The sequence below is a fragment of the Candidatus Woesearchaeota archaeon genome, from assembly GCA_016188115.1.
Lineage (GTDB): Archaea > Nanobdellota > Nanobdellia > Woesearchaeales > GW2011-AR9 > JACPIK01.
In genome coordinates this window covers 263,594-281,620 of the sequence record JACPIK010000002.1, presented here as the reverse complement: position 1 = coordinate 281,620, position 18,027 = coordinate 263,594, and the positions used below count along the sequence as shown (strand labels likewise).

The window sequence follows — 18,027 nt, the reverse complement described above, 5'->3', positions numbered from 1 at the left end:
CATCTCTTCATTTTTGATCGATTTTAGAGTTTTTTCCTCTTTAATAGTAATGCATTTGTGATCACACTCACGGAACTAAGTGCCATAGCCCCCCCCGCAATAATCGGACTAAGCATCCAGCCTGTAAATGGATATAGTACGCCTGCTGCGATCGGAATGCCAAGCACGTTGTAGAAAAGAGCCCAAAACATGTTCTGCTTGATCTTCTTCATGGTAAGACGACTTAGTTGAATTGCTCTTGGTACGTCGAGTAAATTATTTTTCATCAGGACAATATTGCCACTTTCCATGGCAACGTCCGTGCCTGAACCCATGGCAATGCCAATATCAGCTTGTGCAAGGGCAGGTGCATCGTTAATCCCATCGCCAACCATGGCAACTTTGCCGTTACGTTGTAGTTTCTTAACGTAACCGGCTTTGTCTTCAGGAAGAACTTGCGCAAAGAACTTTTCAATACCAACTCTTGCAGCAATGGCTTTTGCGGTGCGTTCATTATCACCCGTAATCATATAAGGGATAATGCCCATTTTCTTGAGTAACGCAACAGCTTTAGGTGAATCTTCTTTAATTTCATCCGCAACTGCAATAATACCTATTACTCGACGACTTTGTGCAACAATCATTGCGGTTTTACCTGCTTGCTCAAGAGTACGAATAGTATTTTCAAATTCCGTGAGTGAAACATTATTGCGTTTCATCAATGCAGGATTACCAATACTATAATTTTGGGTACCAATACTTGCTTCTACGCCATGTCCAGGAATTGCGTTGAATGTTCGTACAGTTTGAAGAGCAATTTTTGAAATTGTAGCCTTGTTAACAATTGCTTCTGCTAAAGGATGTTCCGATTTCTTTTCGATACTAGCAGCAATGCTCAGAAAATCTTTTTCGTTAATTCCTTTTGCAGTGATGATATCAGTTACTTCAGGTTTGCCTTTGGTGATGGTTCCAGTTTTATCAAAAACCACATATTTTATTTTATGTGCGGTCTCAAGTGCATCACCACCCTTGATTAAGATACCATGCTGCGCACCTTTACCGGTTCCAACCATAATTGCAGTAGGAGTTGCAAGACCTAATGCACAAGGGCACGCAATCACAAGAACGGCAACTGCGGCAATTACGGCAAAACTCGTTTCTGCTTTTACAATGGAGAACCACACAGTAAAAGTGAGTAGTGCAATAAAGATGACTATTGGAACGAAGTATGCAGAGATTTGATCTGCAAAGCGTTGGATCGGTGCTTTCTTGGTTTGGGCTTCTTCAATGAGTTTGACAATTCTTGCAAGAGTAGTCTCACTCCCCACTTTGGTTGCTTTGAATGTGAAATTGCCTTGCTTGTTAATTGTTGAACCAATAACAGGGTCACCTTTCTTTTTTTCTACGGGAATACTCTCTCCGGTAACCATACTTTCATCGATAGAAGAATGGCCATCAGTTATAACGCCGTCAACCGGTACTTTCTCTCCTGGTTTGACTATGACTAGATCACTAACTACCACGCTATCAATAGGAATTTTTACTTCTTTTCCGTCTCTGATTACTGTAGCAGTTTTTGCCCCTATTTTCATGAGTTTAGCAATAGCTTGACTGGTTCTGCCTTTTGCGAGAGCTTCAAGATATTTACCAAGTAAGACGAGTGTGATAAGGACTGCAGATACTTCAAAGTATTGATCTCCCATGGGGTTGAAGATAACAATGTATACTGAATAAAAGTATGCGGCACTCGTGCCTAATGCAATCAATGAATCCATATTGGCAGATTTGTTTTTAAGTGAAGCCCAGGCACCTTGATAGAAACTACGCCCAAAATAAAACTGAACTGGTGTTGAGAGAACCCAGAGAATGATTAGTCGATAAGGTACATCCATAAAAAGCATCCCAAGCAAGAGTGCGGGAACTGAAAAGATGGCACTCAGAATAACAGTTTGTTTGAGTTGTGCAAGCTTTTTTCGTTTGTTTTTTTCTTCTTGTTGAATGGAACCTGCTGCGAAAACGACTGCGTTGTATCCTTTCCCTTTGACAGCAGCGATTAAATCATCAACTTTTGTTTGTTTGTCATCGAATTCAACTGCTGCTTTTTCTGTGGAATAGTTTACAGCAGCTGATTTTACTCCCGGTGTTTTTGTGAGTGCTCTCGTGATAATGGTAGTACAACTTGCACAGTGCATACCGGAGATTTTAAGCGTTGTTTTCGACATTATGGTTTCACTCCAACTGTTTTGATAGCGAAAAGAGAATCACGTGTTTGAGTGATATTTGTAAGTCCAGCTTTTTCAAAAAGTATTTTGAATTCTTCTTTACTATTGATTTTAACATGCCCCGGTTCAAAGCGATGAAACAATCTATGAATTATTTTGAAAGAGAAGTTGATATCGCAGACAATTACTTTACCTTGGCTTTTTGTTACTCGTGCAAGCTCTTGAATTGCTTTTTGCTGATTATGATAATGATGAAATGCTTCAGTTGAGACGACGTAGTCAAAAGTGTTATCCTTGAAAGGAAGATGGTGTACGTCTGCTTTTTGTATAGTTGCAATGCCTTTGAGTTTAGCTTGAGCAATCTCCACCATCTTGGATGAATAATCAACGCCTTGTAAATTTTGATAATCTCTTTGAGATAACTCTTGAAGTAAGTTTCCCGTTCCACAACTCACATCAAGAATAGATCCTGGAGCGGTAATTTCTTTAATTGCAGGGCGGTAATATTTTTTCATCCAAAATTGAATCATTCTTCGATCATAGCGAGCCGCACCGTGGTCAAAAAAATGTTCGTTGGAGTGGAGATTCCCACCATGTGAAGAGCAATCATTATTATTTTTCATGGTGACACGCCCCAAGCACATGAACACAGTATTGCGACATGTGTTTGTCAATCATCTCCATGAGTGGTTTAATTGTTTCATGATTGAGTGAGTATATTCGTTGCTTACCATTTGGTTCTACAAAGACCATGCCACAGCGTTCCAGCCGCTTAAGGTTATGTGATACCATGGTTTGTTCAAAACCAGTGACTTGGCAGATTTGCGTGACGTTCTTAGGACCATCTCGTAAGATGTTGAGAATTTGGACACGATTGGGATTTGCCAGCGAACCGAAGAAGAGATCGTAGGTTTCTAAAGTATGTTCCATATATGAATAAAATATCATATGATATTTAAATCTTGTGAAAGTTGCCTCACATCAGCACTAAAGTCAATCACTCACGACCACTCTCGGTCAATAGACCGAGAGCATGCTCGGCTACGCCTCGGGTCGTTCGTTCGGACCCTGACCACTCCGATGAATTTTTTTCCGCTTCTCAACCACTAGTGAACACACCAGTGGAATAGTCAGATTTAACAGAAAAAAAACTAAAAAATAGACCTATGCAGGCGGAGGAGGAGAAGAATAATGGGAAAACTGAGCCGATCGTCCCTGCGTATAGGGGGGGGAAGCGACTTGGTCGATAGAAGATGTCGCAACAGGTCGAACCGGCTCAATTCCCGTAACTATTTTTGTGTCAAAGAGTCTAACACCCTCACTCCCTCTTTGGTATCGATTGTGAATAAGTACTATAGGCATTCCCTCTACAAGATAGTGTGCAGGATCAGCATCAGGCATCCAGGCAAGGGAACTTCTTTCCGCTAACCCATCTTCTGTCCAACGAAGTACAGTCCCAGTGCCTAAATTTCTTCCATTAGAGTCGTAATCTGAGATAGTTCTGCGCAGTTGTACTGCTTCAATTTTGTTATCAGTTACTACATAACCTGGAAAGATTAAACTTGCAGCTCGTTGAAATAAGGCTATTGCAGGATTATCACTTAATCTATAGGCACGAGGTAAATTGACAGCAAGGTCAGTTTTGGTTCCAACAAGATCATCTACATCTTGAGAGGTAAATGGATCTGTTCTTGCGTATTGAACAAGATCAGGAGGAATATATCCCAACTCTTTTTTTCTTGCTTGCTTTAGAGACCAGGAACTATTAGCCATTTTAGGCAGGCGCGCAGTAGTACTTTGAGAATCAACATGACCATATACCCCATCCTGTTCTGAAGTAGTACGCAGGAAGCCTGCAAAAGCATCGTAATCAGGCGTTGGTTGGAATTGAGGTCGTCTCGTTCCTAATAAAGCACCGCCCTTTGTTAAGAGATCTACAAGATTAGGTCCATCGACAACTACCAAATAACCATGAGCAAAAGGACTTTCAGTACCTTGACGTAATTCTTTTCCGTTTACCCTATACCTACCATTTTGGGTAATCCCAGGAAGGGCTGAAGTGAGATTATCTTCAATATTAAGGCGAGTGAGCCAACTGAATACATGTGAAGCAGACATCTCATTGAATGCTACTGTTGCTAATCCCTCTAACCCTTTTTCACCCATAGTCAACTAGTATACTAATACCTATATTTAACTTTATCGCTGGACTTTTTTTACTTTTCTCCAAAAATAACGAAAAATTTATTAATAAATAAAAATATTTAGACCTGAATGAGCAAAGTCGATACTTCCCTGGTCTATCTTCTTACGGAGAACGCACGAATGAGTCTTAAAGAATTAGCAGTTCATTTACGTAAGAGTCCGCAGCGATTAAAATACACCATTTCATCTCTGCAAAAGGAGGAGATTTTATACAACCCTTTCAGTGTTATTGATTATTCTTATTTTGGTCTTCTTTTGTTTCGAGTATACTTTAAAGGAGCTTATGTAAGTGAGGGTGAAAAAACCAAAATTATTGAAGAACTCAAAAATAACCCTTTTGTAGTCTCTGTTTATGAATTAACGGGTGAATATGACCTTATTGCGGAGTTTGCTTCACCTAACCCTTCTAAATTCAATAAAGAGCTTAAAAAATTGACTCGGCAGATCCCTACGCTAGATAACTACAAGATCTTACTTAATTTAGTCACACATATTTCCCCAAAACATTATCTAACTAAGAATGATAAGCTTCAAAATATCCATACAGACCGGATTGTGGGAGGAGATCGACCCCGCGAAGAGTTTAATTCCAAAGAACTTGAGATTATGAAGCAACTTGTAATCAAGCCCACTGTTCGTCTGACCGAACTTTCCAAAAAATCCGGCTTAAATGTTAAAACAGCCAAGTCAGTAGTAATATCATTGATGAAACGCAATATTCTCAAAGGATTTCGGTATTCAATCAATTTTGAGAAGTTGGGAATCGCCAAAGCACGCCTTTTTTTACGTCTCCATAATCTTAGCCCAGAACGTGAGGCTCAACTAATGGAATATTTGCTTAAAACAGAGAATGTAGTCATTGTCCATAAGACAGTAGGAGATTGGGATATGGAGATTGATGTAGAATCTTTTGATAAAAATAAAATGAGATATATTTTGACCAAATTACGCGAAGATTTCAAGGATTTGATTGAAAGATCGACAGTCATGGAATTTTATAGTTTCTACAAGCATTCATATTTGCCAATGCATGTGTTTGATGACCAGAGTTTGACATTGATTGGAAGCATAGGGTAAAAGTTATAAAGAATAGAGACCCATATAGTTGTATGAATATTCTTGGGAAAGCAATTATTGGCGTTGTTGTGACCATTATCTTTGCTGGAAGTATATTCATGTATCTTGGCTACGGTCTGCAGAACGTCACCTTTGAGGATCTCAACTTTAAAGGACTTCGCAATATCGGTCTGCGATCATTTACAATCGAAGCCGAATTAATATTGCATAACCCATCTGATCTTTCTGTTCCTGTGCGTCAAGTCACGTATGATATTATTCAGAAAAGTACGGGAATGAAAATATCTTCTGGAGTCATGCCCCTTTTTGTCTTGGAAGCTAATATGAACACAGCTATCCCATTTGAACAAGAGATATTATGGGGACCTACATCAGCACTCGCATTGGAGCTTGCAACAGAAGATAAAGTATATCTTACTGTGAAAGGCAACGCATTTTTAGATATTGCCGGTGCACGCGAGCAAGCAATTTCGTTTGAGGAAGATGTTGAAGTTAAGCAATATTTAAAGAGCAATCAAGAGGCAGAAGAAGTCGGGAAAGAGCAAGCAACATTGCCAGAAATTTTAGGATAAATAGCCCTGATTTTTAGAGAGATACTCTAGTTTACTAAGACAGGTATCATTGCAGGAATTATTTTTATTATTATAATGCCAGAAGAAGGAAAAACGAGAGAAAAAATCACCTAAAAAGAGAATGAAATGTTTATTTCATACTATCTTCGAAGTCTTGAGCGCACGTTCGTGAACAGAAGGTATAGTTCTCGCCTTCAATTTCTTTGAGAATAGCTTTCTCTTCCTGGACGGCAGCACCACATTCAGCACATTCTTTGCTTACTTCTTCATCATTATAGCCGCGCATGAATCCATCTTCTTGTGATGAGATTTCGTCTTCTTCAACACTTACTTCTTCGTCTTGAAGATCGTCGTTTTCCGAATCATATTCATTATCTTTCATAGGGTTGCCTCTTCTGGTGAGTTTTTAAGCTTTTTCCTTATGGTATATATACTTTGATGGAACAAAGCTATTTAGGCTTCTGCCAAAGAGATTTTGGGATTTATTGTTTATAGGGTCACCAGATCCAGATTACTGTTTATAGCATACATCTAACACAAGCCGTTTAATCCGATTAATAGACCGTTCCCAGGAATAAGAATAGGCGATGGTTCGACGAGCATTTTCCCCCAATAACTTTCTTTTCTGAGGATCGCGTCGTAATTTCTCAATTTTAGCAGCGAGTATAGCAGAGTTTGCTGCAGAGAAAAAGACACCATTATGATCCTTCTCAATATAATGAGCCATAAATCCTACTTTACTGGCAATCACTGGTAATCCACAAGACATGGCTTCAAGAGTTGCAAGAGAAGTGGTTTCAGTAAGAGAAGGCATTACAAACAAGTCCATTGCTTGCAAGTATGATTCCACATTAGAAACAAAACCAGTCACTTTACAATTGAGTGGAAGATCTAATTTTTCTTTGTGTTCTTTAGAACCATCGCCCACTAAAACTAAAGTTACGGCATGTTGATCCGATAATCTTTTGAATGCATCAAGCAGAATATGAATATTTTTTTCTTGAGAGATTCTTCCTACATACCCTATGACAAATTTAGATGGATCTAATCCCACCTTCACTTTCGCGGCTGCTTTGTTTTCATATGGGCGGAAACGATCTATGTCAATACCTAATTTAGCAATACTCATAGGAATACGCACGCCGGCTTTTTCTGCTTGAAATCGAAGATCGTTATAGGGAATGAGGACACGACTGCACCTATTAAAACAGAATACGGAAAAATGACGAAAAAACCAACGCACCAATGGTCGAAAGAACGAGGGAAAAAAAGGAGGAAAAGCTTCCCAAGCTATGACATGAAGATAGAACACACAGGGTTTTTTATATTTTGCAGCAAAGAGAACAGCAGCATAACTTACTAACCCTGGCCCTTGTACAAAAACACAGTCTGCATTTTGGATTGATTTGCGCAGTGATAAAAAGTTAGAACGAGAAAGTTTCATACTGGGGTATCCAGAGATTTTTAAAAGAGGTGAAGGTTCAATGAAAGTTATAGGAAAATGGGAAGGAGGTGTTTTTCCTAAATTTGGCACTAACAAAGACAATGAAAAATCAGAATGAGCACGACGTAAAAACTCTTCCATAAACCGAAGGGTTCCATCTACTTTAGGATAATATGTGTCGGCAACGAGGAGGAGTTTTGGTTTCATGGGTTTGGGAAATGTGGGAGGATATTGATAACGTGTTGAATTTGTCGTGATGTGGATTAGCGTATTCGGAAAAAATGTTCTCCAAATCGTTTGCGAATTTTGAACCCATCTTTAATGGTACGATACAGCAAGAGGATGACGGGATAGGCTACGTGGATTTTTTGGCTGCGGAAGGTTTTTAGTGCAGATAGTTTTGCTTTGAAAGTTTTGGTGATATCAACATACAAGGAAGGATAGCGAGTTTGTAGGGAGACAGGATTCCAAATAGAGTAGATATAAAGTTCCGGCTTGATTTTTTGAGAAAGATTTTCCCATAGTTCGAGAGTAATTGCATATACTGCTTTATGATCGGGGTGAGGGTCTTCTGGACTATGCGTAAAGATTTTGGTTGGTTTCTCTTTTTCGATAAGATCTACAAGTTGTACTAGTACATTTTTTTCTTTATATTCTTCCAGAAATTTGAGTTCTTTTAAATCGTAAAAAAATGTTTGACATTCTAATATTTTACAGGCTTCGAATGTTTCTTTGGAGCGCATCTTTTGAATGACGCCTTCTTTTAGCCAAGGATGAGACTTCTCGCCGTAGGAAAATACAATAGCAATAACTTTTTTACCATCTTGAGTATAATTTTTGATAGTTCCTCCTGCCCCAAGTACAAAGTCATCAGAATGCGCACTGCAGACGAGTATGGTTTCTTGTTTTTTCATTAGGCTTAGGAAGGGAAACGAGATATAAGAAGGTTTGGATTTTAGCTAAAGTATTGAAGTTTTAATCCTTCAAGATGATAAGCTGCCCTGGTTCTAGACATATACCCCATCCCAGCAGTTGCCCCAATAAGATTAGAGGGGAGTGGAATATTTTGAGAGGGAACTAAAGGACCAGATTCAATCATCTCATTAGAGAATTGCCCTACAAGCATGAAGTATAAAGTATTTCTCTCTAATTCACGTAAAATAGTTACATTTATTACGCCATCCCCTAGGTTAAGATTAGTAACATCAGAACAGCCATCGTGAACTCCGAAATCACTTGCTCTGGCATGCGAAATTGGAGGTATCCCTTTTTTTCGAGCATAAGCAATACGGGGGTGAGCTATAGTCTCACTAAGACGATGTGCACCTTTAATGTGAAACTCTGGTTCTAGAGAAGCCATAGGTTGATTATGTGTGTAACGCAACGCACCTCTCTCAATTTCCATTCGCTGAGGGTTTTGATTAGGGTCAAATTCTAAATACACTGCAAGCCCATGATTCTCATTGAAAACATTATACAACAATACGCCAGCTTTCACATGATTAACAACAAGGAGTGTGCAATCATTACTAGCACCATCAGGCCCTAACTCCCCATCATCTCTTAGCAGATCAGAAATATTTCCACTTTGGTCTTGAATGTGTATATGCGTCATATGTTTGAACTCGCTAGTTACTTTGATGTGCTATTTAAGCGTTATGAATTAAATTAAGGGGTTTGGTCAAAATACCATTTTAAAGTGTTTTTTGTGTCAGAACATTTAAGATTAGAAACCAATCACTTAAAAGTATGGTTTTAATGCGTTCATTTTTTTCTACTATTACAACCACTATAACTACTGCGTAAACAAGCAGTCGAGTTCTTTATTCTTATTGGTTCTTGACTGCTGTTGATGATAATTAAGTTTAAAAACTACTCAAGAATGGAGGACATTATGAAAATACTCACAATTCATGCGGATTATATCGAATTTGAAGCCAAGAAGAAAGCGTTTGCCAAGGCTGAAGAAGGAATTAAAGAAGGAAAACAGCGGATTGAAGAATGTCTGGTTGTTTTTAGCGCAGTTGAGAAACGGGATGAAGCCGATTTAGCTGCTGTTGAGGCTCGCTATTGCTCCGAGGTTGAGAATATTTTAGGACAAGTCAAAGCATCTAAGATTGTGTTATACCCTTATGCTCATTTAAGTAATGCTCTTGCTGCTCCCCAACATGCTGAGGAATTCTTGAAGAAAGTAGAGAAAATATTGAGTAAGAAGTATTCTGTCTTTCGTGCTCCGTTTGGCTGGTATAAGTCATTTACGGTTGCGTGTAAGGGTCATCCGCTTTCTGAGTTAAGTCGGGAGTTTGGACCGGAAGCAGAAGCAGTTACAGAAAAAGTCATTGCTGTTACGCGATTAGACCCGAAAGTAGTTCGTGCTACAGAAAAGAAAGACCCTAACGCAAATGCAACGTATGTAAAACTTCTTAATTATCTTGATGAAAATAAAGCCCACTATCAACTTATTGATCATGCACCAGAAGGACGTACTGATTTGGTGAGTCCGATGCGGGGGAACAAACCATCTCAAGCGGCAAAGTGTATGGTAGTAATGGTTAAAACTGCGAAGGATGAGAAACGATTTGTTCTTGGCGTTGTTCCTGGTGATGCGAAACTTAATTTGAATGCGGTTAAAGAATTATTCAAAGGAACATATGCCTCATTTGCGACGCCCGAAATCGCTGAAGAGTTAGCAGCAAGTGTTTCTGGAACGATTCTTCCATTCTCATTTAATGCTAAGTTAGAATTAATTGTTGATCCACGTCTTTTGGAAAATGAAGAGTTATACTTTAATGCGGCTCGTCTTGATCGTTCGATGGTCTTGAAAACAAAAGATTATGTGCGATTAACCAAACCACGACAGGAACAGATTGCGGACTATTCGGCAGTACCAGTTGTTAATCTTAAACGAGAAGCCAAAGATGAAGCGTTTGTAGCTGAAGAGAAAAAGCTGTCTGCTGAAGAGAAGGTAAAATTATCTGCTGCTATTTTGGTTGGTGCTGTACTCAAGAAGATGTACCCCACCTCTTCTCTAGGCGGCTGTGGCTTCTATCAGGATCAAGCGTTTGTAGACATGGCTGGCGCGAAGTTACGACAAGAGGATTTGGTTCGCGTTGAGAAAGAAGTTGCGAAAGCAATTGCATCTGGTGCTACTTTTGGAAAAGCTGCAGTTAAAGATGTCAAAGAAAAATTACAGCAAGAAATTGTTGCAGATTTAGGGACGAAAGCAGCGGGCTTTAAGTTGAATGAGTTTACGTTTACATCACAGTTTAAAGACCCATTTGTTGGGTCGTTGAAGGAGATTGGTGCGTTTAAGATTACACATCTGGCGAGTGCATACTGGAAAAATAATGCCAACAATGAACAGTTGACGCGATTATATGTCGTGGCATTTGGCTCCACTGCTGAGATGGAGAAATACGTGAAAGCTCGAGAAGAAGCAGAGAATCGATCGCATCTTAAGATTGGCAAAGAGATGGGTCTGTTTGTGGTTAGCGAGTTAGTTGGACCAGGATTGCCTTTGCTTGCGCCTAAAGGGATGATTATTCGTCAGGAGATTATTAATTACTTGTGGTCATTACATAAAGATAAAGGGTACCAACAAGTCTGGACACCACATATTGCTCGTGATTTATTGTATAAAACATCAGGTCATTGGGATAAATTTGGTGATGAGTTGTTCAAAGTGAAAGGGAAGGTTGATGACTTCGTTTTGAAACCCATGAACTGCCCACACCATATGCAAATTTATGATGCGTTTAGTCACAGTTACAAAGACATGCCAGTACGCTTCTTTGAACCAGCAACAGTGTATCGTGATGAAAAATCTGGACAGTTGACGGGGTTATCGCGGGTTCGTGCGATTACACAAGACGATGGACATTTATTTTGTCGAGTTGGACAGATTACACAAGAGGTAGGTACGATTGTTTCGATTATTAGTGCGTTCTATAAAACGCTACATATGGACACAGATTATTGGGTGTCGCTGTCCGTACGCGGGGAAGATAAGTCAAAGTATTTAGGATCTGATGACGTGTGGAAAACGGCTGAAGCGGCACTTGAGAAAGCAGCAAAAGAACATGCATTGCCGTATAAACGACGAGAAGGAGAAGCGGCATTTTATGGGCCTAAGTTAGATTTCATGTTTAAAGATGCATTGGGACGTGAGTGGCAGTTAGCAACGATTCAATGTGATTTTAATTTACCTGAACGATTTAATTTATCATACATGAATGAAGAAGGCAAGAAGGAGAGACCTGTTGTGATACACAGAGCTATTTCTGGATCGTTGGAGAGATTTATGTCTGTGTTGATTGAACATTTCGCTGGCAAATTTCCATTATGGTTGAATCCTGTGCAGGTGAAGGTTTTGACAGTGAATGATTCACACAAAGATTTTGCAGCACATGTTGCTTCTCTTATGCGTCGTGAAGATTTACGTGTGGAAATTGACGATCGTGTCGAGAGTATTGGCAAGAAAGTTCGTGATGCGCAGGTTGAACACGTCAATTACATTGTGACGGTTGGCGATAAAGAAATGGCTGGCAAAAAACTGGCTGTGCGTAGTCGAAGTGGTGAAGTTCGCTTTGATGTGCCAGTGGAAGGGTTTGTCAAGGAGCTGGTTAAGGAGAGGGATGAGAGACGAGTTTGAGGAAGATAATTTAGATTGAGGCAGTACTAAAACCAACTTTTTTACCTTTTCTTTGTTGGTATCTCATGTTGCGTACTGTTTCTGCTGCAGTAAGTAAATCTTCATCAGTAAGAGGTCTTGCTTCACCATTAAAACTGTCAAACATACTTGATTCTACCGCAGCTCGTACTATTTCTTCCATAAAAGCACTGGACTCCCCTTCGGCTATATCTACTACTCTGTCTACTCGTAACTCGTCCGCAAAGGTTACTGGAGCATTTCTTGTGCGATGTCTTTGAGCATAATGAATTAATAATTGTCGACGATCTTCAGCGTTTGGATTAGGAATTTCAAGATGATAGGTAAATCGACCTGGCCGTAGGAATGCATCGTCAACTAGATCTAAAGCATTGGTTGATGCTAAGAAAATGACTGGTGCTCCCCCTTTACGTATGCCATCCATTTTCTCTAAGAGTGTCCCTAAAACTTCGACAGAACCATTACTTTGGGCATTTGCTCTACCGCGTACTAATGAATCAATTTCATCTAAGAAGTAGATCGTAGTTCCGCTTGCTCGTAGATCAAAAAGCGCTTCAATGTTTTGGGCGGTCTTTCCTTGATATGTTGAAAGAATAGTGGGGATATCAACGTGACGGAATACAAATCCAGCCTCATTTGAAAGAGCACGAGCCAAACTCGTCTTACCGTTTCCAGGGGGACCATATAATATAATCCCAGAAGGAGGAGCAATTCCCCATGCTTTGTAAGAACCTTCCTTTAAAGCTCTTGCCATATTGAGTAAGTATGTTTTGACAGGTCCATGACCAATAATTTGTTCAAAGCTTGCGTTCTCGTCTCTAAACTTTGTTGCAGCATCTAAACTTGAAAGATTAACAATATCTTTTTCAGCTCGAAAACGATTTTTATCAGCACGAATAAGTCGAAGCGGAATAGTTATCTCACCCAAATTAACACCTGCTTGAGAGTAAACACCTTGGAGAACTTCTGAAACTGTTCTAAAGTACTCCAACATCATTCTTTGAGTTTGCTCAGCAGTGGTAAAATCACCATTTAAATCAACCCTAAAGCTTTGAGTTGATTTTAAATCACAATTTATCTCAATAGTAGCACCATCTATTTGTTGTTCATAAATCTGGCTTCGTCCAATATCGTTTGAATGTAAGCGATAACTAAATCTATCCCTATCTGCAAGTATTGCTTCAAGTAAGGGATTAAAGATTCTTGGACCATCACGAGAGAAATTATCTGCTTCTTGGGTTCCAAAAACATATTTTTTTACAGTACTTCCAGTATAACTTCCTGGTCGATCTTCCTGATGAGTTGCACGTATGTTTGTTGAAATAGTACCGTAAATCTTGCCTAGGTCCACACAGATTTCTAATCCACCTGGTAGTACTTGCATTGCAAGCTGCTCACTTCTATTTGAAAGACGTGCTAGCGTATACGCCTCTGCTGCACCATCAGGGATAATGAAATTTAAAGCCATTGTAAACTGTTTTAGGGTTGTTATTTAAAAATATTTTGTTTATTATTACTAGTAAGTAGTTAATTATTAGAAAATTTAACTTTTGATTATAAGTCACTTAAAGTTACAAATTCAAACCATCTCTCCTTTAAATCCGACTTTCTCGGGCATTTTGACGTCTTCTATCGGATCGTTTCCCACAACTACACAATCAAGAGGCAAGCGATGGGCTTTGATCAACGCACGCCAAAAGCGTATATCACTTTTCAGATATCCAGCTTCTTCAGCGCTAAAAACGAAGTCAACGGGAAGTTTATATCGTTTGACATAGAGAAGGATTGTACGGGTGAATGAGTTAGATACAATACCTACTTTTTTTCCAGCAATAACTGCTTTATTCATTCTACTTAAAACTTCTTTGTTAGCAAGATCAGTAGCGGTGATTTTTGGTCCAAGGATGTCGTAATACTCTTCAATAAGATCAAAATGTTTGCATAACTCGCCAGTATCGAATTTTCCTTCTGAATTCTTGCGTAAGCTTACTTTACTTGCTTCTAATTCCAGTTCCACTAACGAGATCTCTTTATTTTTTGCAATCATTAAAAGAACTTCATGATAAATCTCTTTGTAGATAGTAGGATTGATGATCGTACCATCAAGATCGAAAAGATAAATACTTGCCATAGTCAAAGAAGAGGCTTTAGGGTATAAATATCTTCATTGTCTCTGGGAGATAGAGAAATTAGAGTACAAGTATATTCTTTTACAAAGATTAAGTAAGAAGAATCTCTTAACAGGAGTATAGGCCTCCGAGAATGGTTAGTCTAGTTCTTAACTTTCTTGAGCAGCTTAAAATTAGTTTTTTGCCGTAGACACACATGCTCCTGAGACACAACTTGTGCCAGAAGGACAATATATTTCCTGGTCATTTACATAAGAATGTCCAGAAAGTCCTTGAGCACAAAATTGTTCAAGGACTCTACCAGAAGCGGTACAACTATCCACACGCGTAACCATTAATGAAATAGTAGGACTACCTGGACCAGTCGTGGTTCCTCTTACCATAACGTTTAATCCATCATCACTATCAGTACATGGAGCAACATATTCTGACCAACCTACTGGATTCGTTTCACAAACATGTCCCCCTCCATCACTAACAGCACCATCACCTTTGTTAGTACCAGCACCAGTTCCGCATCTGTCCCAATTATTATCATCGCCGCAAATCCAGCCATACGTTGAAGTATACGGTTGGTCGTAAGGGATACATTCTCCCGCTCCATCTCTCGTACGACAGGCAGTAGCCGCACAGCAACCAATTCTTCTAACACCATTAGAGTTTGCAGGCGGAGCAATGCTTTGATCTTCACCTGGACTATGACTCCAAATTATCTTACCTGATTTTGAACCCATATCACAAGATTCTCCTTCACAATTACTATCGAGCCAGTCTACAGCTCCATCTTGATCGTTATCCAGTCCATCAGAACATAATGCCCCAGTATTCTCTGCAGAAACCAGCGTCGGAGTAGTAGTGGGAGTAGGTGTAGGAGTAGGTGTAGGAGTAGGAGTAGGTGTAGGAGTAGGAGTAGGTGTAGGAGTAGGTGTAGGAGTAGGAGTAGGTGTAGGTGTAGGAGTAGGAGTAGGTGTAGGAGTGGGAGTAGGAGTAGGAGTGGGAGTAGGAGTGGGAGTAGGAGTGGGAGTAGGAGTAGGAGTGGGAGTAGGAGTAGGAGTGGCAGTAGGAGTAGGAGTAGTGCCTAAAGATAACACACAACTTCCATCATCTACTGTTGCTGCATCGTTATAGTTTGTTGCATCTAGATTGGTACATCCAGAAACCATTACTTCAGAAGACTCAGAGGAGAGTGATACTTGAGTTTCATCTAGATCACAAATATGATTACTATTAACATCAAGACAGCAGCCTTGCGCATATCTGATATAAGGCAAATCGCAAACTAAATTACCTTCAACAATATTTCCTTTTGTAACACCAGGCAACCCACTCGCAGAGGCAGACCCCGATGCAGGTGAATTAACTTTCTCTGCTTCTAGGGTATCGCACACTTTATCTTTATTTATATCAAGACAGCACACAGTACCCATTTTCAGGTTTGGTGAATCACAGATAAAATTCTTCTTTTGGTTTAGCTCGCCATCGATTTGTACCTTATTTTGGTTAGACTCACCATCACTTTCTACTGGATCTGGATTTACATCAGGACTTGAGAACATGACCGCACCGCCAACAATAATAATGATTATAAACACAATTATCACACCAATAAGAACTTCTGTTTTTAATCTAGAATACTTTTCCTGAAAATTGAGAGGACTGACTTTAGGATCACCCTTTTTCATGATACTAGGTAAATATTTTAAGTTTATATGCCTTTGCTTTGAGACAGAGAGAGGAATTAATCGAAAAACTACATCCCTAATCCAACAAGTAAATTCCTTCCAGACCTTTCTGGATGACACCTTCGCAGTTCTTAATTTTATTCAATAATCTAAAATTAGTTGTAGCTTTACGAATCTGGTTTAATCGATCTAGAATCTGAGTATAAAAGCGAATGAGGTCTCCTTCAAGCAGGTTGGTTAACTTTAAAATTTCAAAGAAGCTTTTGCCGTTATAAAGAGGATAAATCAGGGTAGTCATCTCTTTCATGGAATAAAATTTCTTTTCATGATGTAAATATTCTTCTTTCATCAGAACTTTATGCGCATGGTTATATTTCTCATCAAGGAACTGTTTGCTAAATTGGTTCATTTCACGTGGCTCATAGACTATTGATGCCAACACCAGAAGTATTTCGTATTCATCAAATTCATCAGCAACAGGCGTTGCAAAGATTTCGCCCAGGGTTATTTCGTCGGCAAAGATACGAGCAGCAAAGTGACCTTTATGTGTTAAAGCACCTTTTTCAACATAGGCTAGTTTTTCTAATTTTTTATAGATGCTGTTATATCGAGCTAAGAGAAGACTTGTTGGAACAGTATCATAGGCATTGCCAAATTTTTGATAAGAAGCAAAACTTAATCGCAGGATATGTTCAATTTCTTCAACGGGATGATGCTCAATAAGATTAAGAACCGTGTTTACACAAAGTCGAAATTGGGATTTAATAGGATCACTATCTTTTTCAGTGATGCGTTTGACTTCATGATAATCAAATGTTGGTCGAAAAATCAAACTAATAGCGTAACCAATTTTATCGATGCCACGACGACCAGCACGACCGGCAATTTGAAAATATTCTTTGGTGTTAAGATAACGAAAATTTATACCATCATATTTTCGTAAGCTGTTGAAACAAACCGTTTTTGCTGGCATGTTAATACCTACGGCAAAGGTTTCGGTAGTATAAAGAACATTAATCCAGCCACGAGAAAAAAGTTCTTCAACTGCTTCTTTAATGATTGGAAGAAGACCTGCATGATGGAACGCAATGCCTTGGGGAATTGTTTCTTTAATTAAGAGTGTTGATGCAAGTTTATTAACGTCGGGAGGAGCATTTTCAATTTTTTGACGAAAAAACTCAGTAATGCGAGGGTCTTTGTCAAAGAGATTACGCTTAGCGAGTTCTTGAGCTTTGATTTGACAATCTTTACGGGAGAAACTAAAAAAAAGACAGGGAAGTTTACTTTTTCCAAGATCACGAACAAGATCAATGTGGTTTGGTTCTGGCACCCTTTCTCGTTTTGCCCCTTTTTTATGGATCACATCGCGGTATTGGGGAACATTTCGAGCCTCTTTGATTTTTTCAAGAGTGGTAATTCCTAGTTCATAATCATAAAATTGATGTTCTAATGGAACATTACGTTTGTTAGAAATAACAGTTTTAACTGGGTGCTGTTTGATTGCTTCGATCCAGTTTGCGAATTGTTTTGCATTAGGAATGGTTGCGCTTAGACAAAGGAAGCGAACGCTTGGGACACTATAGATTATTGATTCTTCCCAAACGTACCCACGTTCAATGTCGTTAATGTAATGGACTTCATCAAAAATAACATAACTTATGTTATCAAGATCTTTATCTTTACTAATAGCCATGTTGCGATAAATTTCAGTGGTCATAATGACTACTTTAGCAGTTGGATTAATAACTACATCACCAGTCATAAGCCCTACGTGATCATCACCATATTCTTTGGCGAAGTCTTTGTATTTCTGGTTTGAAAGGGCTTTAATCGGAGCGGTGTAGATGATGCGTTTGTTGGTTTTGCTATATTTATCAATGATGTAATCTGCCGTGAGGGTTTTTCCTGAACCAGTGGGAGCTGAGACAACCACAGAATAATTTTGTTCTATAGCATGAATTGCTTCTTCTTGAAATGGATCAAGAGTAAAATTTTTGAATTGCATTGGATTGGGTTCGCTTTTTCTCCTCTTTTGGTTGGTTTTAGAG

General features: G+C 39.1%; 15 protein-coding genes. 3 read left to right on the top strand and 12 right to left on the bottom strand.

Annotated elements, in window-relative coordinates:
• Window positions 1–23: 23 nt before the first annotated feature.
• The 4 genes from HYV86_01530 to HYV86_01515 form a co-directional block, all read right to left on the bottom strand.
• The gene (locus HYV86_01530; GenBank protein MBI2572514.1) at window positions 24–2,201 is read right to left on the bottom strand and encodes a copper-translocating P-type ATPase; all 2,178 of its coding nucleotides are present in this window, start codon (window positions 2,199–2,201) and stop codon (window positions 24–26) included.
• Window positions 2,201–2,824 (bottom strand): class I SAM-dependent methyltransferase, encoded by a 624-nt coding sequence (locus HYV86_01525; GenBank protein MBI2572513.1) that lies wholly within the window; start codon window positions 2,822–2,824, stop codon window positions 2,201–2,203. The genes HYV86_01530 and HYV86_01525 overlap by 1 nt, the downstream gene beginning before the upstream one ends.
• Window positions 2,814–3,131 carry a winged helix-turn-helix transcriptional regulator gene (locus HYV86_01520; GenBank protein ID MBI2572512.1) on the bottom strand — a complete coding sequence of 106 codons (318 nt, stop codon included), beginning with the start codon at window positions 3,129–3,131 and terminating at the stop codon, window positions 2,814–2,816. The genes HYV86_01525 and HYV86_01520 overlap by 11 nt, the downstream gene beginning before the upstream one ends.
• A 234-nt stretch (window positions 3,132–3,365) precedes the next feature.
• Window positions 3,366–4,367: a hypothetical protein gene (locus tag HYV86_01515; GenBank protein MBI2572511.1), complete on the bottom strand. Its 1,002-nt coding sequence runs from the start codon at window positions 4,365–4,367 to the stop codon at window positions 3,366–3,368.
• A gap of 108 nt (window positions 4,368–4,475) precedes the next feature.
• Between HYV86_01515 and HYV86_01510 the strand changes: the two genes are divergently transcribed.
• Window positions 4,476–5,483: an AsnC family transcriptional regulator gene (locus tag HYV86_01510; GenBank protein ID MBI2572510.1), complete on the top strand. Its 1,008-nt coding sequence runs from the start codon at window positions 4,476–4,478 to the stop codon at window positions 5,481–5,483.
• A gap of 32 nt (window positions 5,484–5,515) precedes the next feature.
• The gene (locus HYV86_01505; protein MBI2572509.1) at window positions 5,516–6,055 is read left to right on the top strand and encodes a hypothetical protein; all 540 of its coding nucleotides are present in this window, start codon (window positions 5,516–5,518) and stop codon (window positions 6,053–6,055) included.
• Window positions 6,056–6,185: 130 nt separating this feature from the next.
• Here HYV86_01505 and HYV86_01500 read toward each other — a convergent pair whose 3' ends face one another.
• From HYV86_01500 to HYV86_01485, 4 genes are all read right to left on the bottom strand, one after another.
• Window positions 6,186–6,437, bottom strand: a complete 252-nt coding sequence (locus HYV86_01500) for a hypothetical protein (protein ID MBI2572508.1) — start codon at window positions 6,435–6,437, stop codon at window positions 6,186–6,188.
• A 129-nt stretch (window positions 6,438–6,566) separates the two neighbouring features.
• On the bottom strand, window positions 6,567–7,706 hold the full coding sequence (locus HYV86_01495) for a glycosyltransferase (GenBank protein MBI2572507.1): 1,140 nt from the start codon (window positions 7,704–7,706) through the stop codon (window positions 6,567–6,569).
• 56 nt (window positions 7,707–7,762) lie between these two features.
• Window positions 7,763–8,413: a PIG-L family deacetylase gene (locus tag HYV86_01490; GenBank protein ID MBI2572506.1), complete on the bottom strand. Its 651-nt coding sequence runs from the start codon at window positions 8,411–8,413 to the stop codon at window positions 7,763–7,765.
• 41 nt (window positions 8,414–8,454) lie between these two features.
• On the bottom strand, window positions 8,455–9,114 hold the full coding sequence (locus HYV86_01485; GenBank protein MBI2572505.1) for a hypothetical protein: 660 nt from the start codon (window positions 9,112–9,114) through the stop codon (window positions 8,455–8,457).
• 279 nt (window positions 9,115–9,393) lie between these two features.
• Here HYV86_01485 and thrS point away from each other — a divergent pair, with 279 nt between their 5' ends.
• A complete protein-coding gene (gene thrS, locus HYV86_01480; GenBank protein MBI2572504.1) occupies window positions 9,394–12,150 on the top strand; it encodes a threonine--tRNA ligase in 2,757 nt (918 codons plus the stop codon).
• A 10-nt stretch (window positions 12,151–12,160) separates the two neighbouring features.
• Here thrS and HYV86_01475 read toward each other — a convergent pair whose 3' ends face one another.
• From HYV86_01475 to HYV86_01460, 4 genes are all read right to left on the bottom strand, one after another.
• Window positions 12,161–13,636: an ATP-binding protein gene (locus HYV86_01475; protein ID MBI2572503.1), complete on the bottom strand. Its 1,476-nt coding sequence runs from the start codon at window positions 13,634–13,636 to the stop codon at window positions 12,161–12,163.
• Between the two features lie 111 nt (window positions 13,637–13,747).
• The gene (locus HYV86_01470) at window positions 13,748–14,299 is read right to left on the bottom strand and encodes an HAD family hydrolase (protein MBI2572502.1); all 552 of its coding nucleotides are present in this window, start codon (window positions 14,297–14,299) and stop codon (window positions 13,748–13,750) included.
• A gap of 171 nt (window positions 14,300–14,470) precedes the next feature.
• A complete protein-coding gene (locus HYV86_01465) occupies window positions 14,471–15,979 on the bottom strand; it encodes a hypothetical protein (GenBank protein MBI2572501.1) in 1,509 nt (502 codons plus the stop codon).
• A gap of 76 nt (window positions 15,980–16,055) precedes the next feature.
• A complete protein-coding gene (locus tag HYV86_01460; GenBank protein ID MBI2572500.1) occupies window positions 16,056–17,984 on the bottom strand; it encodes a DEAD/DEAH box helicase in 1,929 nt (642 codons plus the stop codon).
• Between the last annotated feature and the right edge of the window lie 43 nt (window positions 17,985–18,027).